Source organism: Streptococcus mitis (assembly GCF_023109235.1).
Classification (GTDB): domain Bacteria; phylum Bacillota; class Bacilli; order Lactobacillales; family Streptococcaceae; genus Streptococcus; species Streptococcus mitis_DA.
In genome coordinates, this window is sequence record NZ_JALDUC010000015.1 from 1 (window position 1) to 20,946 (window position 20,946).

18 protein-coding genes and 9 tRNA genes are annotated in these 20,946 nt (G+C 40.4%); all 27 read left to right on the top strand.

The genetic code is table 11. The features are described 5' to 3' along the window. The first annotated feature begins 77 nt into the window (after window positions 1-77). A tRNA-Val gene (locus M1F55_RS08330) sits at window positions 78-150 on the top strand. Between the two features lie 2 nt (window positions 151-152). Continuing rightward, a tRNA-Asp gene (locus M1F55_RS08335) sits at window positions 153-225 on the top strand. A 24-nt stretch (window positions 226-249) separates the two neighbouring features. After that, window positions 250-322: transfer RNA gene (locus M1F55_RS08340), tRNA-Lys, on the top strand. A gap of 5 nt (window positions 323-327) precedes the next feature. Next, a tRNA-Leu gene (locus tag M1F55_RS08345) sits at window positions 328-409 on the top strand. A gap of 18 nt (window positions 410-427) precedes the next feature. After that, window positions 428-500, top strand: a tRNA-Thr gene (locus M1F55_RS08350). A gap of 22 nt (window positions 501-522) precedes the next feature. Continuing rightward, a tRNA-Gly gene (locus tag M1F55_RS08355) sits at window positions 523-594 on the top strand. Between the two features lie 7 nt (window positions 595-601). Then, window positions 602-687, top strand: a tRNA-Leu gene (locus M1F55_RS08360). 11 nt (window positions 688-698) lie between these two features. Continuing rightward, window positions 699-772 (top strand) — tRNA-Arg (locus M1F55_RS08365). A 15-nt stretch (window positions 773-787) separates the two neighbouring features. After that, window positions 788-861, top strand: a tRNA-Pro gene (locus M1F55_RS08370). Window positions 862-1,315: 454 nt separating this feature from the next. Next, window positions 1,316-1,522, top strand: coding sequence for a hypothetical protein (locus M1F55_RS08375; RefSeq protein WP_247947661.1), 207 nt, complete (start codon window positions 1,316-1,318; stop codon window positions 1,520-1,522). Then, window positions 1,519-1,713 (top strand): hypothetical protein, encoded by a 195-nt coding sequence (locus M1F55_RS08380; protein ID WP_000708869.1) that lies wholly within the window; start codon window positions 1,519-1,521, stop codon window positions 1,711-1,713. Before M1F55_RS08375 ends, M1F55_RS08380 begins: the two co-directional genes overlap by 4 nt. Further along, the gene (locus M1F55_RS08385) at window positions 1,700-2,584 is read left to right on the top strand and encodes an ABC transporter ATP-binding protein (RefSeq protein WP_101782449.1); all 885 of its coding nucleotides are present in this window, start codon (window positions 1,700-1,702) and stop codon (window positions 2,582-2,584) included. Before M1F55_RS08380 ends, M1F55_RS08385 begins: the two co-directional genes overlap by 14 nt. Window position 2,585: 1 nt before the next feature. Next, complete coding sequence (locus tag M1F55_RS08390) at window positions 2,586-3,323, top strand: ABC transporter permease (protein WP_101782450.1); 738 nt, start codon at window positions 2,586-2,588, stop codon at window positions 3,321-3,323. Then, entirely contained in the window at window positions 3,323-4,420 is a 1,098-nt protein-coding gene (locus M1F55_RS08395) for a sensor histidine kinase (RefSeq protein ID WP_101782451.1), read from the top strand. The genes M1F55_RS08390 and M1F55_RS08395 overlap by 1 nt, the downstream gene beginning before the upstream one ends. Next, window positions 4,421-5,020: a response regulator transcription factor gene (locus M1F55_RS08400; RefSeq protein WP_101782452.1), complete on the top strand. Its 600-nt coding sequence runs from the start codon at window positions 4,421-4,423 to the stop codon at window positions 5,018-5,020. 441 nt (window positions 5,021-5,461) lie between these two features. Further along, window positions 5,462-5,875 (top strand): 30S ribosomal protein S12, encoded by a 414-nt coding sequence (rpsL, locus tag M1F55_RS08405; RefSeq protein ID WP_001142332.1) that lies wholly within the window; start codon window positions 5,462-5,464, stop codon window positions 5,873-5,875. Between the two features lie 19 nt (window positions 5,876-5,894). Further along, window positions 5,895-6,365, top strand: a complete 471-nt coding sequence (rpsG, locus tag M1F55_RS08410; protein WP_000087873.1) for a 30S ribosomal protein S7 — start codon at window positions 5,895-5,897, stop codon at window positions 6,363-6,365. A gap of 394 nt (window positions 6,366-6,759) precedes the next feature. Next, window positions 6,760-8,841, top strand: a complete 2,082-nt coding sequence (fusA, locus tag M1F55_RS08415) for an elongation factor G (RefSeq protein ID WP_000090348.1) — start codon at window positions 6,760-6,762, stop codon at window positions 8,839-8,841. 103 nt (window positions 8,842-8,944) lie between these two features. Then, window positions 8,945-13,336, top strand: a complete 4,392-nt coding sequence (locus M1F55_RS08420) for a PolC-type DNA polymerase III (protein WP_247947662.1) — start codon at window positions 8,945-8,947, stop codon at window positions 13,334-13,336. Window positions 13,337-13,423: 87 nt separating this feature from the next. Then, complete coding sequence (locus tag M1F55_RS08425) at window positions 13,424-13,948, top strand: DnaA ATPase domain-containing protein (RefSeq protein ID WP_033681186.1); 525 nt, start codon at window positions 13,424-13,426, stop codon at window positions 13,946-13,948. A 107-nt stretch (window positions 13,949-14,055) separates the two neighbouring features. Further along, entirely contained in the window at window positions 14,056-15,006 is a 951-nt protein-coding gene (locus M1F55_RS08430; RefSeq protein WP_247947663.1) for a helix-turn-helix transcriptional regulator, read from the top strand. 7 nt (window positions 15,007-15,013) lie between these two features. Then, entirely contained in the window at window positions 15,014-16,336 is a 1,323-nt protein-coding gene (locus tag M1F55_RS08435; protein WP_247947664.1) for a DUF262 domain-containing protein, read from the top strand. After that, the gene (locus tag M1F55_RS08440; RefSeq protein WP_247947665.1) at window positions 16,330-18,189 is read left to right on the top strand and encodes a DUF262 domain-containing protein; all 1,860 of its coding nucleotides are present in this window, start codon (window positions 16,330-16,332) and stop codon (window positions 18,187-18,189) included. Before M1F55_RS08435 ends, M1F55_RS08440 begins: the two co-directional genes overlap by 7 nt. A gap of 73 nt (window positions 18,190-18,262) precedes the next feature. Further along, window positions 18,263-18,415 (top strand): hypothetical protein, encoded by a 153-nt coding sequence (locus tag M1F55_RS08445; protein WP_000776626.1) that lies wholly within the window; start codon window positions 18,263-18,265, stop codon window positions 18,413-18,415. Window positions 18,416-18,436: 21 nt separating this feature from the next. Then, on the top strand, window positions 18,437-19,678 hold the full coding sequence (locus M1F55_RS08450) for an aminopeptidase (RefSeq protein WP_247947666.1): 1,242 nt from the start codon (window positions 18,437-18,439) through the stop codon (window positions 19,676-19,678). A gap of 9 nt (window positions 19,679-19,687) precedes the next feature. Beyond that, window positions 19,688-19,918: a GlsB/YeaQ/YmgE family stress response membrane protein gene (locus tag M1F55_RS08455; protein ID WP_000901572.1), complete on the top strand. Its 231-nt coding sequence runs from the start codon at window positions 19,688-19,690 to the stop codon at window positions 19,916-19,918. Window positions 19,919-20,141: 223 nt separating this feature from the next. After that, window positions 20,142-20,864: a pseudouridine synthase gene (locus M1F55_RS08460; protein WP_247947667.1), complete on the top strand. Its 723-nt coding sequence runs from the start codon at window positions 20,142-20,144 to the stop codon at window positions 20,862-20,864. The last annotated feature ends 82 nt before the right edge of the window (window positions 20,865-20,946 follow it).

A 20,946-nucleotide genomic window follows, 5' to 3' on the forward strand; every position in this document is an offset into this window, starting at 1 on the left:
ACACAGAAGTTAAGCCCTAGAACGCCGGAAGTAGTTGGGGGTTGCCCCCTGTGAGATATGGAAGTCGCTTAGCTCTAGGGAGTTTAGCTCAGCTGGGAGAGCATCTGCCTTACAAGCAGAGGGTCAGCGGTTCGATCCCGTTAACTCCCAAAGGTCCCGTAGTGTAGCGGTTATCACGTCGCCCTGTCACGGCGAAGATCGCGGGTTCGATTCCCGTCGGGACCGTTTAAGATAACGGAAGTTATTTTAGACTCGTTAGCTCAGTTGGTAGAGCAATTGACTTTTAATCAATGGGTCACTGGTTCGAGCCCAGTACGGGTCATATATGCGGGTTTGGCGGAATTGGCAGACGCACCAGATTTAGGATCTGGCGCTTAACGGCGTGGGGGTTCAAGTCCCTTAACCCGCATTAAGATAAAATAAATGAGCCGGCTTAGCTCAGTTGGTAGAGCATCTGATTTGTAATCAGAGGGTCGCGTGTTCAAGTCATGTAGCCGGCATTTTTAGATAGAAGAAAACAGTGCGAACGTAGTTCAGTGGTAGAACACCACCTTGCCAAGGTGGGGGTCGCGGGTTCGAATCCCGTCGTTCGCTTAGAGAGGCCGGGGTGGCGGAACTGGCAGACGCACAGGACTTAAAATCCTGCGATTGGTAACGATCGTACCGGTTCGATTCCGGTCCTCGGCATAAACTAATGAGCACCCTTAGCTCAACTGGATAGAGTACCTGACTACGAATCAGGCGGTTAGAGGTTCGACTCCTCTAGGGTGCATTTTTCTATTTAACTCGGGAAGTAGCTCAGCTTGGTAGAGTACTTGGTTTGGGACCAAGGTGTCGCAGGTTCGAATCCTGTCTTCCCGATACATTACAGAGATACGTAAGCGTATCTTTTTTGTTTTAACTAGATATTATATATATATTAAGAGAGAATCAGTTTACTTCTCTCTTTTTTTGAATTTCAGTAATTCATTTTATACTATGATTTTCAATGAAAATCATAGTATACTTTTTTGTTTTCTACCCTGTTTAATAAATATGGTAGTTAATTATACACATTGAAATTTAATAGATTTTATAACTCTTATTAATTCTTAATAAAGCAATAGAAGAGTTTTTGTTGAACCTATAATATATGTTTCAATGTTATAAAAATTGCTGCTATAAGGAAATAATTATAGATTCTTTTCTACGTTATGTTTTATTGTATAGTGTATCTTGCTTGTTTTGAACAGAATTTTTATGACATTTGTCATATTTCCTAGTGACAGAAGAATCTAGCCCCTCTAATTTCAAAAGACTATAATTAAAGTATGAAATGGAGGAAAAAGAGATGAAGAATAAAATGATTGTCGCAGTGAGTCTAGTAGCAGCAGGAGTCATGACTTATCTCATGTTCTCAGGATTGGATGAAGATTTCTATCATTTTCCTTGGGAGCTATTTGCAGGATTTGGAATGATGTCCTGGCTTATCCGAGAAGGTTTGAAATTAGTCTCAGATGTGAAAAAGGAGTTTGAAAAATGAAAAAAGCGTTTCTCTATCTTTTTATTGGACTATCACTAGTGGTATGGTTGGTAGAAATGTTTACAGGTTGGTTTGATCAAGCCTTCCTTCACCAATTCATCCGTGGTGCCTGGGGACTAGGATTTATGATTTTTATCGCCTTTCCTATGGGAAAGGAGTGGCTGAAAGGAGAATATCATGAACATGATTAAGGTAGAAAGCCTAAATAAAAACATCAAGGGCAAGGCTATTTTGAAGGATATTTCCTTTGAGGTAGCTGAAGGTGAATGCGTCGCCTTGATTGGGCCCAATGGTGCTGGAAAGACAACACTCTTGGACTGTTTGCTTGGAGATAAACTGGTCACCAGCGGTCAAGTATCCATCCAAGGCTTGTCAGTGACGAGTTCTCAGTTAGACTACACAAGATCCTACCTGCCTCAAGAAAATGTCATCGTTCAGAAATTAAAGGTCAAAGAGTTGATTGCTTTCTTTCAACGCATCTATCCAAATCCCTTGAGTAACCAGGAAATCGATCAACTATTGCAGTTTGGCAAGCAACAAAAAGAACAATTGGCAGAAAAATTGTCAGGTGGGCAAAAGCGTCTCTTCTCTTTTGTCTTGACCTTGATTGGGCGTCCAAAGCTTGTCTTTTTAGATGAACCAACTGCTGCCATGGATACTTCAACTCGTCAACGCTTTTGGGAAATTGTTCAGGAACTAAAAGCTAAGGGAGTTACCATTCTCTATTCCTCCCATTATATCGAAGAGGTAGAGCATACAGCGGACCGAATCTTGGTCTTGAATAAGGGAGAGTTGATTCGCGATACAACACCTCTAGCCATGCGCAGTGAGGAGATTGAAAAGCACTTTATCCTTCCTCTAGCATACAAGGAAGTCATTGAGCAGTCTAACTTGGTTGAAAACTGGTCACAAAAACAAGATGCTTTGCAAGTAGTTACACGTGAAGCGGATGCTTTTTGGCAACTGTTAGTGCAAGCAGGATGTAGGATTCAAGAAATTGAAGTCAATAATCGTAGCTTGTTGGATACAATCTTTGAAGAAACACAAAAGGGAGATGACTAAGATGAAACGATGGATCGCACTAAACAAGATAGAATTTCTATTGACCAAACGACAATTAGTCTATTATCTATTATCTGTAGGGATGCCGACAGCCTTCTATTTATTCTTTTCAGGCATGTACCAGGACACACCAGGTGGACCCGCGAATTTTATGCGTGATTACCTCATCTCTATGACTGCCTTTTCCATGATGTCGACAGCTATCTTCTCATTCCCAGCTGTTTTACATACAGATAAAATCAACAACTGGCAGAAAACATTGCGCCATACTCCGGTAAATATGGTAGAATATTATCTATCAAAGATAACAAGTATGATGGTTGATTATCTGGTCTCAATCCTGGTTGTTTTCTCAGTTGGGCACTTGGTCAGAGGTGTGGATATGCCTTTAGGAAGCTGGATTGGGGCTGCGCTCTTGCTGATAGTAGGAAGTGTAGCTTTTGTAGCGCTTGGCTTGACCTTGACACTCTTGCCTTCTAGTCAGCTGATGTCTGTCGTGGGCAATCTTCTCTATCTAGGCTTGGCTGTTTTAGGCGGACTCTGGATGCCCATCTCTTTATTTCCAGACTGGATGCAAGCAATCGGGAAGTGTCTACCAACTTATCAGTTGATGGAGTTGCTCAAGACCTTCTTAAACGAGGGTAGCATCAATCTATCAGCCACAGTTTATCTACTTGTTTTTTCAGCAGTTTTGTTTGGTTTGACCATTTACCTTCAAGGTCATAAGGAGAATGCTTAATGCTTGAAAGACTGAAAAGCATACATTATATGTTTTGGGCCAGTTTAATTTTTATGATTTTCCCCATCCTACCTGTAGTGACTGGATGGCTTTCTGCCTGGCATTTATTCATTGATATTCTATTTGTAGTGGCATATTTGGGTGTTTTAACAACTAAGAGCCAGTGCCTATCTTGGCTATATTGGGGTCTCATGCTGACTTATGTAGTTGGGAATACTGCCTTTGTTGCTGTTAATTATATCTGGTTCTTCTTTTTCCTTTCTAACCTCTTAAGTTATCATTTTGGCGTACGTAGTTTAAAGTCTTTACATGTCTGGACTTTTCTTCTTGCTCAAGTCCTTGTTGTGGGCCAACTGTTGATTTTTCAGAGAATCGAAGTTGAGTTTCTATTCTATCTACTTGTAATTCTTACTTTTGTCGATTTAATGACTTTTGGATTGGTTCGGATTCGGATTGTGGAGGATTTGAAAGAAGCTCAGGCTAAGCAAAATGCCCAGATAAATCTATTGCTGGCAGAAAATGAGCGCAATCGTATCGGTCAGGATTTGCATGATAGTCTGGGACACACCTTTGCTATGCTTAGTGTCAAGACAGATTTAGCCTTGCAGTTGTTTCAGATGGAGGCTTATCCACAGGTGGAAAAGGAATTAAAAGAAATTCACCAGATAAGCAAGGATTCCATGAATGAAGTGCGAACCATTGTGGAAAATCTGAAATCACGGACCTTAGCATCAGAACTTGAAACTGTCAAAAAGATGTTAGAAATTGCTGGAATTGAGGTTGAAATAGCTAATCAACTAGATACAGCTAGCCTAACTCAGGAATTGGAGTCAACGGCTTCCATGATTTTGCTTGAGTTAGTGACCAATATTATCAAGCATGCTAAAGCGTCTAAAGCTTACTTAAGATTAGAACGGACAGAAAAAGAATTCATTTTAACAGTAAGAGATGATGGTTGTGGTTTTACTTCTATAAGTGGGAATGAGCTCCATACAGTCCGAGAACGTGTCCTTCCATTTTCGGGAGAGGTAAAGGTGATTAGTCAAAAACAACTGACAGAAGTTCAGGTTCGACTAGCTTATAAGGAGAGAAAGTAGATGAAAGTATTAGTCGCAGAAGATCAAAGTATGTTACGAGATGCTATGTGTCAATTGCTCACGCTTCAATCGGACGTGGAGTCTGTCCTTCAAGCCAAGAATGGGCAAGAAGCAATCCAACTATTAGAAAAGGAGTCTGTAGATATCGCCATCCTTGACGTAGAAATGCCTGTTAAGACAGGTCTTGAAGTCTTGGAGTGGATACGAGCAGAAAAGCTTGAAACAAAGGTGGTTGTAGTGACAACCTTCAAGCGCCCAGGGTATTTTGAACGTGCGGTCAAGGCTGGAGTAGATGCTTATGTATTAAAAGAAAGAAGCATTGCAGACCTCATGCATACCTTGCACACCGTCCTAGAGGGGCGCAAGGAGTATTCGCCTGAATTGATGGAAGTGGTGATGACGCATCCCAATCCATTAACAGAACAAGAAATCGCAGTTTTAAAGGGAATTGCTCAGGGCTTCTCTAACCAAGAAATTGCAGACAAACTTTATCTATCCAACGGAACAGTCCGAAACTATGTCACCAATATTCTTTCAAAACTAGATGCAGGTAATCGAACAGAGGCAGCTAATATCGCGAAAGAATCTGGTTGGTTGTGATATTGTAATATATAGGAAACTATTATTTGCTAAAATTGAAGTGATTCAAAGAAATAATTTGTATCTTGAGGAGGAGGCTAGTTTCCTCCTTTTTGTTTCGTCTAATACTCTTCGAAAATTTCTTCAAACCACGTAAGCTTCACCTTGGATTATATATGTGGCTGACTTTGTCAGTCTTATCTACAACCTCAAAGCAGTGCTTTGACCAGCCAAGTGGAAGTTACTTTGAGAAGTTACCCCCCGAGCTAAAATTAATAAGAAAAAAGAAAAATATCTTGACAATGAGGTGAAAATTTTGTTACAATAATAGACGGTACTTTTTACTTTTGGTCTCTCAAGAGTGTACAGGGACGTGCTGACAAATGTTGCAAAAGTACACACAGATGATAGCTGTCACCAAGTGTATCATCACCAAAAATAAAAAAACACAGGAGAATGTAGATGCCTACAATTAACCAATTGGTTCGCAAACCGCGTAAATCAAAAGTAGAAAAATCTAAATCACCAGCTTTGAACGTTGGTTACAACAGTCATAAAAAAGTTCAAACAAATGTTTCTTCACCACAAAAACGTGGTGTTGCAACTCGTGTTGGAACAATGACACCTAAAAAACCTAACTCAGCCCTTCGTAAATTCGCTCGTGTACGTTTGAGCAACCTTATCGAAGTTACTGCCTACATCCCAGGTATCGGACACAACTTGCAAGAGCACAGCGTGGTTCTTCTTCGTGGTGGACGTGTAAAAGACCTTCCAGGGGTACGTTACCATATCGTCCGTGGTGCACTTGATACTGCAGGTGTTAACGATCGTAAACAAGGCCGTTCTAAATACGGTACTAAACGTCCAAAAGCATAAGGAAAGGGGATAAAGAGAAATGAGTCGTAAAAATAGAGCTCCAAAACGTGACGTATTGCCAGATCCGCTTTACAATTCACAACTAGTTACTCGTCTTATCAACCGCGTTATGCTTGACGGTAAACGTGGTACAGCTGCTTCAATCGTTTACGGTGCTTTTGAGCAAATCAAAGAAGCTACTGGTAACGATGCACTTGAAGTATTTGAAACAGCTATGGAAAACATCATGCCTGTACTTGAAGTACGTGCACGTCGTGTTGGTGGTTCTAACTACCAAGTCCCAGTTGAAGTTCGTCCAGAACGTCGTACAACACTTGGACTTCGTTGGTTGGTAACAATCGCTCGTCTTCGTGGTGAACACACAATGCAAGACCGTCTTGCAAAAGAAATCTTGGATGCTGCTAACAACACTGGTGCAGCTGTTAAGAAACGTGAAGACACTCACCGTATGGCTGAAGCTAACCGTGCATTCGCACACTTCCGTTGGTAAGATAGGATGCGAAAGCGTTAAGAAAGTCCCAGAGAAAATAGGGAATCGAAGCAGGTTGCGATTGCAACCAATGAGATTCATCTTTTTCTCCAGACTTTTAGCTTGAGCTCAACTATATCATGATGCTAGGAACGGTAAGGATGCAAGGTGAAAATAGGAAACTGACGCAGTATTCGACGAATACAAGGAAGTTTATCTTTTTCACACAGCATCCCGTTCCGGCTCAAATCGGCTAATTAACTTTAGCCCGAGTTCAACTCAACTTACCATCTCGTAAGTTGAAACCAACAATAGCATGAAAACATTGAGAACGGGTAGGTCCTGCCTATCCGTTTTTATTAAAATCGTGTTATAATAGAATAGAAATCAAAAATAAATAGGAGAAACAAACCTCATGGCACGCGAATTTTCACTTGAAAAAACTCGTAATATCGGTATCATGGCTCACGTCGATGCTGGTAAAACAACAACTACTGAGCGTATTCTTTACTACACTGGTAAAATCCACAAAATCGGTGAAACTCACGAAGGTGCGTCACAAATGGACTGGATGGAGCAAGAGCAAGAACGTGGTATCACTATCACATCTGCTGCGACAACAGCTCAATGGAACAACCACCGCGTAAACATCATCGACACACCAGGACACGTGGACTTCACAATCGAAGTACAACGTTCTCTTCGTGTATTGGATGGTGCGGTTACCGTTCTTGACTCACAATCAGGTGTTGAGCCTCAAACTGAAACAGTTTGGCGTCAAGCAACTGAGTACGGAGTTCCACGTATCGTATTTGCCAACAAAATGGACAAAATCGGTGCTGACTTCCTTTACTCTGTAAGCACACTTCACGATCGTCTTCAAGCAAATGCACACCCAATCCAATTGCCAATCGGTTCTGAAGATGACTTCCGTGGTATCATCGACTTGATCAAGATGAAAGCTGAAATCTATACTAACGACCTTGGTACAGATATCCTTGAAGAAGATATTCCAGCTGAATACCTTGACCAAGCTCAAGAATACCGTGAAAAATTGATCGAAGCAGTTGCTGAAACTGACGAAGAATTGATGATGAAATACCTCGAAGGTGAAGAAATCACTAACGAAGAATTGAAAGCTGGTATCCGTAAAGCGACTATCAACGTTGAATTCTTCCCAGTATTGTGTGGTTCTGCCTTCAAAAACAAAGGTGTTCAATTGATGCTTGATGCGGTTATCGACTACCTTCCAAGCCCACTTGACATCCCAGCAATCAAAGGTATCAACCCAGATACAGACGAAGAAGAAACTCGTCCAGCATCTGATGAAGAGCCATTTGCAGCTCTTGCCTTCAAAATCATGACAGACCCATTCGTAGGTCGTTTGACATTCTTCCGTGTTTACTCAGGTGTTCTTCAATCAGGTTCATACGTATTGAACACTTCTAAAGGTAAACGTGAACGTATCGGACGTATCCTTCAAATGCACGCTAACAGCCGTCAAGAAATTGACACTGTTTACTCAGGTGATATCGCTGCTGCCGTTGGTTTGAAAGATACTACAACTGGTGACTCATTGACAGATGAAAAAGCTAAAATCATCCTTGAGTCAATCAACGTTCCAGAACCAGTTATCCAATTGATGGTTGAGCCAAAATCTAAAGCTGACCAAGATAAGATGGGTATTGCCCTTCAAAAATTGGCTGAAGAAGATCCAACATTCCGCGTTGAAACAAACGTTGAAACTGGTGAAACAGTTATCTCTGGTATGGGTGAGCTTCACCTTGACGTCCTTGTTGACCGTATGCGTCGTGAGTTCAAAGTTGAAGCGAACGTAGGTGCTCCTCAAGTATCTTACCGTGAAACATTCCGCGCTTCTACTCAAGCACGTGGATTCTTCAAACGTCAGTCTGGTGGTAAAGGTCAATTCGGTGATGTATGGATTGAATTTACTCCAAACGAAGAAGGTAAAGGATTCGAATTTGAAAACGCAATCGTCGGTGGTGTGGTTCCTCGTGAATTTATCCCAGCGGTTGAAAAAGGTTTGGTAGAATCTATGGCTAACGGTGTTCTTGCAGGTTACCCAATGGTTGACGTTAAAGCTAAGCTTTACGATGGTTCATACCACGATGTCGACTCATCTGAAACTGCCTTCAAGATCGCGGCTTCACTTGCTCTTAAAGAAGCTGCTAAATCAGCACAACCAGCTATCCTTGAGCCAATGATGCTTGTAACAATCACTGTTCCAGAAGAAAACCTTGGTGATGTTATGGGTCACGTAACTGCTCGTCGTGGACGTGTAGATGGTATGGAAGCACACGGTAACAGCCAAATCGTTCGTGCTTACGTTCCACTTGCTGAAATGTTCGGTTACGCAACAGTTCTTCGTTCTGCATCTCAAGGACGTGGTACATTCATGATGGTATTTGACCACTACGAAGATGTACCTAAGTCAGTACAAGAAGAAATCATTAAGAAAAACAAAGGTGAAGACTAATCAGTTCTCACTCTAGAAGGAAGTCACTTAGTGGCTTCCTTTTGTCTTTAGAAAATACCTCTAAATATGGTAAAATAGTAGAAGAATAATGTGAGGAAAATGAATGTCAAATAGTTTTGAAATTTTGATGAATCAACTGGGGATGCCTTCTGAAATGAGACAGGCTCCTGCTTTAGCACAGGCTGATATTGAGCGAGTTGTGGTTCATAAAATTAGTAAGGTATGGGAGTTTCATTTCGTATTTTCTAATATTTTACCGATTGAAATCTTTTTAGAATTAAAGAAAGGTTTGAGCGAAGAATTTTCTAAGACAGGCAATAAAGCTGTTTTCACAATCAAGGCTCTGTCTCAAGAATTTTCAAATCAACTCTTGCAGGACTATTATAGAGAGGCTTTTTCTGAGGGGCCATGTGCTAGTCAAGGTTTTAAGTCCCTTTATCAAAATTTGCAAGTTCGTGCTGAAGGAAATCAGCTCTTAATTGAAGGTTCCGAGGCGATTGATAAGGAACACTTTAAGAAAAATCATCTTCCTAATTTAGCTAAACAACTTGAAAAGTTTGGTTTTCCAACTTTTACTTGTCAAGTAGAGAAAAATGATGTGCTGACCCAAGAGCAGGAAGAGGCCTTTCATGCTGAAAATGAGCAGATTGTTCAAGCTGCTAACGAGGAAGCACTCCGTGCTATGGAACAACTGGAACAGATGGCACCTCCTCCAGCGGAAGAGAAACCAGCCTTTGATTTTCAAGAGAAAAAAGCTGTAGCTAAACCCAAGCTGGACAAAGCGGAGATTACTCCTATGATAGAAGTGACGACGGAGGAAAATCGTCTGGTCTTTGAAGGGGTTGTGTTTGATGTGGAGCAAAAAGTGACCAGAACAGGGCGTGTTTTGATCAACTTTAAAATGACGGACTATACTTCAAGTTTTTCGATGCAAAAGTGGGTTAAGAATGAGGAAGAGGCTCAGAAGTTTGACCTAATCAAGAAAAATTCTTGGCTCCGAGTTCGTGGGAATGTGGAGATGAATAACTTCACACGCGATTTGACTATGAACGTGCAGGATGTGCAGGAAGTTGTTCACTATGAGCGGAAGGATTTGATGCCAGAAGGTGAGCGTCGGGTTGAGTTTCACGCTCATACTAACATGTCGACTATGGATGCTCTACCAGAGGTTGAAGAAATCGTTGCGACAGCTGCTAAGTGGGGACACAAATCAGTTGCTATCACTGATCACGGGAATGTTCAATCCTTCCCACACGGCTATAAGGCGGCTAAGAAAGCGGGAATCCAGCTAATCTATGGAATGGAAGCCAATATCGTGGAGGACCGTGTCCCTATCGTCTATAACGAAGTGGAGAAGGACTTGTCGGAAGCGACCTACGTGGTCTTTGACGTGGAAACGACGGGTCTATCAGCCATCTATAATGACTTGATTCAGGTTGCGGCTTCTAAGATGTACAAGGGGAATGTTATTGCCGAATTTGATGAATTTATCAATCCTGGTCACCCCTTGTCGGCTTTTACTACTGAGTTGACTGGAATTACAGATGATCATGTCAAAAATGCTAAACCACTGGAACAAGTTTTGCAAGAATTCCAAGAATTTTGCCAGGATACTGTCCTAGTCGCCCACAATGCGACCTTTGACGTTGGCTTTATGAATGCCAACTATGAGCGTCATGGTCTTCCTAAAATTAGCCAGCCAGTTATTGATACGCTGGAGTTTGCTAGAAACCTCTATCCTGAGTATAAACGTCATGGTTTGGGACCTTTGACCAAGCGTTTTGGTGTGGCTTTGGAACATCACCACATGGCCAATTACGATGCGGAAGCTACAGGTCGCCTGCTTTTCATCTTTATCAAAGAAGTAGCAGAGAAACATGGTGTGACCAATCTAGCTAGACTCAACATTGATTTGATTAGTCCAGATTCTTATAAAAAAGCTCGGATTAAACATGCTACCATTTATGTCAAGAATCAAGTAGGGTTAAAAAATATCTTTAAACTGGTTTCTTTATCCAATACTAAGTACTTTGAAGGGGTGCCACGGATTCCAAGAACGGTTTTAGATGCCCATCGGGAAGGCTTGATTTTAGGATCAGCTTGCTCTGAGGGTGAAGTTTTTGATGCAGTCGTTTCCCAAGGTGTGGATGCGGCGGTTGAGGTGGCCAAGTATTATGACTTTATCGAGGTTATGCCACCGGCTATTTATGCGCCATTAATTGCCAAGGAGCAGGTCAAGGATATGGCGGAGCTCCAGACCATTATCAAGAGTTTGATAGAGGTTGGGGACCGTCTTGGCAAACCTGTTCTGGCTACGGGAAATGTTCACTATATCGAACCGGAAGAAGAGATTTACCGTGAAATTATTGTCCGTAGTTTGGGCCAGGGGGCTATGATTAACCGAACCATCGGTCATGGGGAACATGCCCAACCAGCTCCTCTTCCCAAGGCTCATTTTCGAACAACCAATGAGATGTTGGATGAATTTGCCTTCTTGGGCGAGGATTTAGCACGCAAGTTGGTTATTGAAAACACCAATGCCTTGGCAGAAATCTTTGAACCCGTTGAGGTTGTAAAAGGTGATTTGTACACGCCTTTCATTGACAAGGCTGAAGAAACAGTTGCAGAATTAACCTATAAGAAAGCTTTTGAAATTTATGGAAATCCGCTGCCAGATATTGTTGATTTGCGAATTGAAAAGGAACTAACTTCTATTCTGGGGAATGGATTTGCCGTGATTTACCTGGCTTCCCAGATGTTGGTGCAACGTTCCAATGAACGGGGTTACTTGGTGGGCTCTCGTGGATCCGTCGGATCTAGTTTTGTTGCGACCATGATTGGGATTACGGAGGTTAATCCTCTCTCTCCTCACTATGTCTGTGGTCAGTGTCAGTATAGTGAGTTTATCACCGATGGTTCTTATGGTTCAGGATTTGATATGCCCAATAAGGACTGTCCTAAATGTGGTAATAAACTCAGCAAAAATGGGCAAGATATTCCTTTCGAGACCTTCCTTGGTTTTGATGGGGACAAGGTTCCCGATATTGACTTGAACTTCTCGGGAGAAGACCAGCCTAGCGCCCACTTGGATGTGCGTGATATCTTTGGTGAGGAATATGCCTTTCGTGCGGGAACGGTTGGTACGGTGGCTGCTAAGACTGCCTATGGATTTGTCAAGGGCTATGAGCGAGATTATGGCAAGTTTTATCGTGATGCAGAGGTGGAACGTCTTGCCCAAGGTGCTGCTGGTGTCAAGCGGACAACAGGACAACACCCGGGAGGAATCGTTGTTATTCCTAACTACATGGATGTTTACGACTTTACGCCTGTCCAGTATCCAGCAGATGACGTGACGGCTGAATGGCAGACCACTCACTTTAACTTCCACGATATCGATGAGAACGTCCTCAAACTCGATGTACTGGGGCATGATGATCCGACCATGATTCGAAAACTCCAAGACTTGTCTGGGATTGACCCTAATGAAATTCCTATGGATGACGAAGGCGTGATGGCACTCTTTTCTGGGACTGATGTGTTAGGGGTAACACCTGAGCAAATCGGGACGCCTACGGGAATGTTGGGGATTCCAGAGTTTGGAACCAACTTTGTCCGAGGCATGGTCGATGAAACCCATCCGACAACTTTTGCGGAGTTGCTTCAGTTGTCAGGGTTGTCCCACGGTACTGACGTTTGGCTTGGCAATGCCCAAGATTTGATTAAGCAAGGGATTGCTGACCTATCAACCGTTATCGGTTGTCGAGACGACATCATGGTTTACCTCATGCATGCTGGTCTCGAACCTAAGATGGCTTTTACCATCATGGAACGGGTACGTAAGGGCTTGTGGCTCAAGATTTCCGAAGAGGAGAGGAATGGCTATATCGAAGCCATGAAGGCTAATAAGGTGCCAGAGTGGTATATCGAATCCTGTGGGAAAATTAAGTACATGTTCCCTAAAGCCCATGCGGCAGCCTACGTTATGATGGCTCTTCGTGTAGCTTACTTCAAAGTTCACCATCCTATTTATTACTACTGTGCTTATTTCTCTATCCGTGCCAAGGCCTTTGATATCAAGACTATGGGAGCGGGCTTAGATGCTATTAAGCGAAGAATGGAAGAAATCGCTGAAAAACGGAAGAACAATGAAGCTTCTAATGTGGAAATCGATCTCTATACAACTCTTGAGATTGTTAATGAAATGTGGGAGCGTGGTTTCAAGTTTGGAAAACTCGATCTCTATCGTAGTCAGGCGACAGAATTCCTCATTGATGGGGATACTCTCATCCCGCCATTTGTAGCAATGGATGGTCTGGGAGAGAACGTTGCCAAGCAGTTGGTACGAGCGCGTGAAGAGGGAGAATTTCTTTCTAAAACAGAATTACGCAAGCGTGGCGGACTTTCCTCAACCTTGGTTGAAAAGATGGATGAAATGGGCATTCTCGGCAATATGCCAGAGGATAACCAGTTGAGTTTGTTTGATGATTTGTTTTAAAAAATTGCTTATTTTGATCAAGTGGACAAAATATGTCCACTTGATTTGTTATAATTCTCTTAAAAACAATAGAAAAGAGAGTATAATATGGTGAATCAAGAAATTTTAAATTCTAATGTGTCAATTGAAGAGGAAATTTATAATTTTGAAAAAGGCTTGAAAGATGATGGGAATGATTGGACCGGATTCCCACAAATAGACTTAAAAGAAGATTCTCAATGTATTTACATTTGCGGTATTTCAGAGACTGATAGATGGCATTTGTTTTATTATACGTTAACTAAAATAAAACCTGTTACTCCAATAGCATCACTTGCATATTATCGAGTGAGAGATAATTTGATTTTTTCTAAACATAGTCAATGGATGAAACTGCAAATGGGGTATACAGAGTATGATTTGATTTTTCTGGATGGAGTTCAATTTTTGGGAGAGGCTGATCAAAGGGTACAGGAATACTGGATGCAGCGATTCAAAGAGAGTAAGAAAAGAAACAAACTCTTCATTGTATATTCAGACTGCTTACCCGAAGACTTAAAAAATATGCCTGAATCCGTAGTTGAGTTCTTCGAATCTGGCATAGTGGTACAGTTGAAATCATCTAAGGGCTAGTTTATTTTGCTTTAATCGTTTTGAATATAAAGTGCTAGTTAGACTATAGAAGTGATAATAATGTACTAGAAATAGTATTGTTTGAATAATATGTAGAAGGACTGGAAATGAATGATCAAGAGAGACTGCTAACGATTTTTTTACGTTTACAGTTTGGGACTCCGTTAGGAAAAAAGCAACTGGCTCAGGAATTTGAGGTTAGTGAAAAGACGATACAGAGAGATTTTTCGCTACTCCGTGATATTTTATCTAGTCACACCAGTTATAGTGGAGATTTACTTTATAACCGTAAAACGAATAAGTATTGTTTAGCAAGTAAGTCAGTTTTTAATAAAAAGGATATTCTCGTTATTTCAAAGATTTTATTGGAAAATCGAGCACTGAATAGACCAGAAATTGCTAGCTTACTACATAATTTACTGGTCTTAGTTCCCCGTGATGATCGGAAAGAAATCGAGCAGATTATTGGAAGTGAAAAGCTGAACTATGCTCCCTTAACGGATCAACAAAATAGAATAGAGAAAATTTGGAATTTATCAGAAGCTATTTTGTATGAACAGGTTCTAGACATTATCTATCAAAAACCTTATTCTGAGTCTTCTAAGAGGCAGACTGTTTTGCCAGTCTCTCTTTATTATGATAGTCATTATTTCTATCTAGTTGTCTACCAGTTGAAACATGCTACTTATATTACTTTAAGAGTAGACCGTATCCAGTCATGGTCTCTTAGTGATATAGAGAAACCCTCTATTTCTTATCGAGATAAATTTAGAGATGGCGACATTCGTAACGAGAGAGTAGATGCTTTTATCGGGAAGAAAATCAGTATTGAAATCGAGTATTTGTACGATCCGACGATTGTGACGGATCAATTTCCAAATGCAAAAATAGTTGGGAAAAATGGCTACTGGACTCATTTTAAGTTTGAGAGTCAGCACACACCGGGGCTTAAACGCTGGTTGCTGGGGCAAGGGGAAGCAGTTACTGTTTTGTCTCCTCGGATTTTAGTAGAGGATATGAAGCAAACAGTTAAAGAAATGATAGATAAATATAGATGAGGATAAAATGACTATTCAATTTACTTCTAAAAAGGTTGGAGAACTATTGAAAGAAGAGAATTTGCGGATTCCTTCTTATCAAAGACCATATAAATGGAACAGAAAACATATCCGTAATCTTTTTTATGATTTACGAGATGCTATGGGAAAAAAGGAATATCAGATTGGTTCCGTTATCTTGCATGAAATCTTGCATGAAAAGGAAAAATACTTAGATATTGTCGATGGACAGCAACGGCTAATTTCTATTTCCTTGTTTCTTCATTTATTAGATGATTTAGAGAATTATAAGGGTGCTAATCAACTGCTGAGTGCTGAATTTGGAGAGCTATCTTGCTATCATGCGAGTGAAAATTATAATGAGTGGGAAAATTTGACTCAATTGGTTGGTGAAAATCAGGCAAAAGATATTTGCAATTTTTTATTGGAAAATTGTTCTGTCTCCGTGATTACTATGCCACAGGAACGATTATCTGAAGCCTTTCAGTTATTTGATTCTCAGAATAATCGTGGAAAATCTTTAGAACCTCATGATTTGCTCAAAGCCTACCATCTTCGCAAGTATGATTCAGAAGATGAAAAGATTGTCGAAAAGTGGGAGCAATTTGTAGAGGATAAAGAGTTAAGTCTCAAAGAGTTGTTTGATAAACATCTTTTCCGTATGAGACGTTGGTCGCGCGGAGAGACAGGATTAACAAACAAACGTTATGGATCTTATCTGCGTTTTACAGAGGATTTTATTGACGATTTTAAAGGCGTTGATTTGAATCAGAACTTTCCATATCTAGAATTGTATCGTCATATTGAAAAATTCCCTCTTTCAATTACTATGCCAATCATTGATGGAAGTACATTTTTTGAATATATTGAATCTGCTCATAAAACTATTAAAGATCATAAAGATTTTTTAAATGCAAAGTTAGGATTTTCTGATGAGCCTGAAGGGGAAGAAAAAAATCTTGCTTACCCAAAAGGTATGTTAAACATTTACAATAGCTCAAAAGGACGCTACCTCAAGTGTCACAATATATTCTTAAATATTTGCTCGCTTTTTGCAGAGAGATTTGGAAAAGATGAGCTATCAAAGGATATGGTAGAGACCTTGTTTATTTGGTCTTATTACCCTCGAGTTAAGTCTAAAGCAATATATGATGCAACTTTTGGAAACTATGCTGCTGGTGGAAGGTTTAGACAAAAAGAGGTTCAAAAACTATTTCAACTTTTAGCTCATGCTGTCACTCCGAATGATTTCATGATCAAGATAGATAGAGAGCTATTTGAAAATTATACTGTGGACAAGATTATAGAAGAGGAAAAAGGTAAATGGTAGAAACACATATAAGCTTATCAGTTAATCGTTTGTTAAATGAAGATATCTATGCTATTCCTCTTTATCAGAGAAATTTTGCCTGGACTTATGATGAGATTGAGCAGTTATTGAATGACGTAGCAGATGCTTTTCAAGAAAATAGAGACAACTACTACTATATTGGAACATTAGTCGTTAATAAAGAGAATGACATTTTCAAAATTATAGATGGGCAACAGCGAACAACAGCCCTTAATTTGATTGCCTTAGCTTTGAAGCATGAGTTTTGTTTTGATAGATTGAAATCTGTCAATCTTACTTTCCCAGCTAGGAAGAAGTCAAATGAGAACATTCAAAAGCTATTTACCAAGCAAAAAATTTCTGAGGACGATGAAAATGAGCTGACTAGAGGTTATAGACATGCTTATGACGCATTGAAAAAAATGCTAGAGGAGCGGCAATTTGAATCTGAATCTTTCTTTAATTATCTATTTGATAATGTCATTATTTTTCGTAGTATTCTTCCCAATGATTTAGATTTGAATTTATATTTCGAACGTTTCAACTCTCGAGGAGAACAACTAGAGGCTCATGAGATTCTTAAGGCACAAATGATGTCTAAATTTGGTGAAGATCAAGAAATGGCGCAAAAGTTTGCAAGAATCTGGGATGCCTGCGCAGAGTTTGATAAGCCGGTAATCAAAACTTTTCAAATCCGAAGTAGACCAAACAATTCTGATGAAGAGGGGGAGAAAATTTTTGGTAAAGAATTTACTAACTTCAAATTGGAAAGTGTATTTGAGAAAATAAGAGTAAAAAAAATTGAGCAACGAAGTTTACTAGATGCAATTATTCAGACAAAATATGAAAGTAGTAGCTTAGTAAATAATGGAGTAGATATTTCAAATTATACGACTGTAATTGATTTTCCAACATTTTTGCTTCAAGTTTTTTTCATCATGGAAGGAAATGATGAAACTACATTTGATGATAAAAAATTATTGAAAATTTTTGAAATTGAACGACGAGATAGAGAATGGGTCCAACAATTTGGGCAACTACTTCTGACTATGAAGCATATATTTGATACGTTTATCGTAAAAAGTGTCCAATTAGAAAATGAAACCGAATGGCAAATCAAACGAGGTCAGTATGAGACATATCAACGAAATGAAAATAGAGGATGGAAATATGTTCGAATTAATTATCAAAACAATACTTTTGACAATTTAAACAAAAACATTATTCTCCTCCAATCCATGTTTGCTGTGACCTTTACTGCTAATCGTGACAGTCGTTGGTTATATGAAATCTTGCAATTCCTCTTTAACCATATTGAAGAGCTAAATCAAACAGAATTTGCTAGTCAGTTTAAGGATTTTCTTGAAAAAATGGCAGTGAGATATGCTGAGGAAAGATTGTTTACCGAAGATAAAAGTATCAAAAAATATGGGGCAATTCCTGTTTACGCTTTTAACTTTGTAGATTATGTTTTATGGAAAAATCGTGAAGAATTGAAGAAAGATTACGATATTGAGTTTAAAGATTTTAAATTTGCTTATCGTCGCTCCGTAGAACATTGGTATCCTCAGAATCCAAATGGACATGATGGAGAGAGCCAATTACCTGCTGAGTTTTTACATTCCTTTGGCAACCTTTGTATTATTACCGATAGTCAGAACTCCAGGTTTGGCAACTCCTATCCAGAAGCTAAATTAAAACAATGGGAAAAAGAAGATATATTCCATCGCCAGAGTTTAAAATTACAGATGATGGCAGAGATAACTTCTAAAAAAAATAGATGGGATATTGGTGAGATTCAATCTATGGAAAAAGAAGTGGAAAGATATGTACAAAATTTTTGTAATAGCTAATTAAAACAAGCTTCAGTAAGCTTGTTTTTTAAAATACCAATATATGTGATATACTAGTAAGGGAGGATATTTCATGAAACTAAGAATTTTTGCGGAAGATAAGCCGGCTGAGAAGGTATTTGAATATCAATTAGAACTTGCTGATCAGACAATTCTTCTATCAACAGCACTCTTGTCAGGTGCCATTGCTTTAGCAGGATTATTCTCTGCTTTGAAAGAAAAATAAAAATAGAAAAGAGAAAATTACATGGTTTTACCAAATTTTAAAGAAAATCTAGAAAAATACGCTAAGCTTTTGGTTGCAAACGGAATCAATGTGCAACCTGGTCATACCTTGGCTCTCTCTATCGATGTGGAGCAACGTGAGTTAGCTCACCTAATCGTCAAAGAAGCCTATGCCTTGGGTGCGCATGAGGTTATCGTTCAGTGGACAGATGATGTCATTAACCGTGAGAAATTCCTCCATGCGCCGATGGAGCGTTTGGACAATGTGCCAGAATACAAGATTGCTGAGATGAACTATCTCTTGGAGAACAAGGCTAGCCGTCTCGGAGTTCGTTCATCTGATCCAGGTGCCTTGAACGGAGTGGATGCTGACAAGCTATCAGCTTCTGCTAAAGCTATGGGACTTGCGATGAAGCCAATGCGAATCGCAACTCAATCCAACAAGGTTAGCTGGACTGTAGCAGCCGCTGCTGGACTTGAGTGGGCTAAGAAAGTCTTTCCAAATGCTGCGAGCGACGAAGAAGCAGTCGATCTCCTTTGGGACCAAATTTTCAAAACTTGCCGTGTCTACGAAGCAGATCCTGTTAAGGCTTGGGAAGAGCATGCAGCTATCCTCAAGAGCAAGGCCGATATGCTTAATAAAGAGCAATTTTCAGCCCTTCACTACACAGCTCCAGGGACCGATTTGACCCTTGGTTTGCCGAAAAACCATATTTGGGAATCAGCTGGTGCTATCAATGCACAGGGCGAAGGATTCTTGCCAAATATGCCGACAGAGGAAGTCTTCACAGCGCCTGACTTCCGTCGTGCAGATGGTTATGTCACTTCTACAAAACCGCTTAGCTATAACGGAAATATCATTGAAGGTATTAAGGTAACCTTTAAGGATGGACAAGTCGTAGATATCACTGCTGAGAAGGGTGATCAGGTCATGAAAGACCTTGTCTTTGAAAATGCGGGTGCGCGTGCCTTGGGTGAATGTGCCTTGGTACCAGATCCAAGCCCAATTTCTCAGTCAGGCATTACCTTCTTTAACACCCTTTTCGATGAAAATGCGTCAAATCACTTGGCTATTGGTGCAGCCTATGCAACTAGCGTTGTTGGTGGAGCGGAGATGAGCGAAGAGGAGCTTGAAGCTGCGGGGCTTAACCGTTCAGATGTTCACGTAGACTTTATGATTGGTTCTAACCAAATGGATATCGATGGTATCCGTGAGGATGGGACATGTGTACCACTCTTCCGTAACGGAGATTGGGCAAATTAAGGAGATAATATGTTAGGAAGTATGTTCGTTGGTCTCCTAGTGGGATTTTTAGCAGGTACTCTAACCAATCGTGGAGAACGCATGGGATGTTTTGGAAAAATGTTTCTCGGATGGATTGGTGCCTTTATAGGCCATTTGCTTTTTGGGACTTGGGGACCGATAATAGCAGGAACTGCCATTATTCCGGCAGTACTAGGTTCCATGATTGTCTTAGCGATTTTCTGGAGACGAGGAAGTTAATTTCTTAAATCTGATACTCAATGAAAATCAAAGAGCAAACTAGGAAACTAACCGCAGATTGCTCAAATCACTGTTTTGAGGTTGTAGATAGAACTGACGAAGTCAGTAACATATATACGGCAAGGCAACGTTGACGCGGTTTGAAGAGATTTTTGAAGAGTATGAAACGAAAAGGAGGTCGGTCATTGAGCCAGCCTCCTTTTGAGTGTGATATAATAGGTCTATGAGATTAGATAAATTTTTAGTTGCCTGTGCTGTAGGAAGTCGGACAGAGGTCAAAAACTTGCTCAAGGCTGGGCGCGTAACGGTAAATGGTAAAAAAGAAAAATCAGCAAAACTGCAAATAAATGAAGAACGAGATGAGATTCGCTTTGATGGGCAAGTGCTGGAGTATGAAGAGTTTGTCTATTACATGATGAACAAGCCTCAAGGTGTTATTTCAGCGACTGAGGATCCCAATCACAGAACCGTTCTGGACTTGTTGGATGACTTGGCGCGGAGCAAGGAAGTTTTCCCAGTAGGACGCTTGGATATTGATACACATGGTCTTCTACTCTTGACCAATGATGGCAAGCTTGCCCATGCTCTTCTTTCACCCAAGCGTCATGTGGATAAGACGTATCTGGCTCAGGTCAAGGGAATTATGACCCAAGAAGATGCGGAGACATTTGCCAAGGGAATTCCTCTTAAAGACTTTACTTGTCAGCCTGCTAGACTGGAGCTTGTGTCTGTAGATACAAAAAAGAATCAAAGCCAAATCCGTGTGACCATTGCAGAAGGGAAGTTTCATCAGGTCAAGCGTATGGTGGGCTATTGCGGCAAGGAAGTAGTAGACTTGCAACGTTTGACTATGGGAACTTTAGTATTGGATGAGAACTTGCAGCGAGGAGAATGGCGTCGCTTGACCAAGGAAGAGTTAGAAGCTCTCCTTGCGAATATTGCTTAATTTGATTTATATTCGAAAAGGTGAGGAAGAATATCCTTGCCTTTTATATTTTTCAGTTGCTTCCTTTGTGAAAAGAGTTATA

Bases quoted from the DNA above. Each gene is read 5' to 3' on its own strand.
- M1F55_RS08445 (WP_000776626.1), top strand. From the start codon at position 18,263: ATGAAACTAAGAATTTTTGCGGAAGATAAGCCGGCTGAGAAGGTATTT.
- M1F55_RS08450 (WP_247947666.1), top strand. From the start codon at position 18,437: ATGGTTTTACCAAATTTTAAAGAAAATCTAGAAAAATACGCTAAGCTT.
- rpsL (WP_001142332.1), top strand. From the start codon at position 5,462: ATGCCTACAATTAACCAATTGGTTCGCAAACCGCGTAAATCAAAAGTA.
- M1F55_RS08425 (WP_033681186.1), top strand. From the start codon at position 13,424: ATGGTGAATCAAGAAATTTTAAATTCTAATGTGTCAATTGAAGAGGAA.
- M1F55_RS08375 (WP_247947661.1), top strand. From the start codon at position 1,316: ATGGAGGAAAAAGAGATGAAGAATAAAATGATTGTCGCAGTGAGTCTA.
- M1F55_RS08430 (WP_247947663.1), top strand. From the start codon at position 14,056: ATGAATGATCAAGAGAGACTGCTAACGATTTTTTTACGTTTACAGTTT.
- M1F55_RS08420 (WP_247947662.1), top strand. From the start codon at position 8,945: ATGTCAAATAGTTTTGAAATTTTGATGAATCAACTGGGGATGCCTTCT.
- M1F55_RS08395 (WP_101782451.1), top strand. From the start codon at position 3,323: ATGCTTGAAAGACTGAAAAGCATACATTATATGTTTTGGGCCAGTTTA.
- M1F55_RS08390 (WP_101782450.1), top strand. From the start codon at position 2,586: ATGAAACGATGGATCGCACTAAACAAGATAGAATTTCTATTGACCAAA.
- M1F55_RS08435 (WP_247947664.1), top strand. From the start codon at position 15,014: ATGACTATTCAATTTACTTCTAAAAAGGTTGGAGAACTATTGAAAGAA.
- M1F55_RS08385 (WP_101782449.1), top strand. From the start codon at position 1,700: ATGAACATGATTAAGGTAGAAAGCCTAAATAAAAACATCAAGGGCAAG.
- M1F55_RS08455 (WP_000901572.1), top strand. From the start codon at position 19,688: ATGTTAGGAAGTATGTTCGTTGGTCTCCTAGTGGGATTTTTAGCAGGT.
- M1F55_RS08400 (WP_101782452.1), top strand. From the start codon at position 4,421: ATGAAAGTATTAGTCGCAGAAGATCAAAGTATGTTACGAGATGCTATG.
- M1F55_RS08380 (WP_000708869.1), top strand. From the start codon at position 1,519: ATGAAAAAAGCGTTTCTCTATCTTTTTATTGGACTATCACTAGTGGTA.
- M1F55_RS08460 (WP_247947667.1), top strand. From the start codon at position 20,142: ATGAGATTAGATAAATTTTTAGTTGCCTGTGCTGTAGGAAGTCGGACA.
- rpsG (WP_000087873.1), top strand. From the start codon at position 5,895: ATGAGTCGTAAAAATAGAGCTCCAAAACGTGACGTATTGCCAGATCCG.
- M1F55_RS08440 (WP_247947665.1), top strand. From the start codon at position 16,330: ATGGTAGAAACACATATAAGCTTATCAGTTAATCGTTTGTTAAATGAA.
- fusA (WP_000090348.1), top strand. From the start codon at position 6,760: ATGGCACGCGAATTTTCACTTGAAAAAACTCGTAATATCGGTATCATG.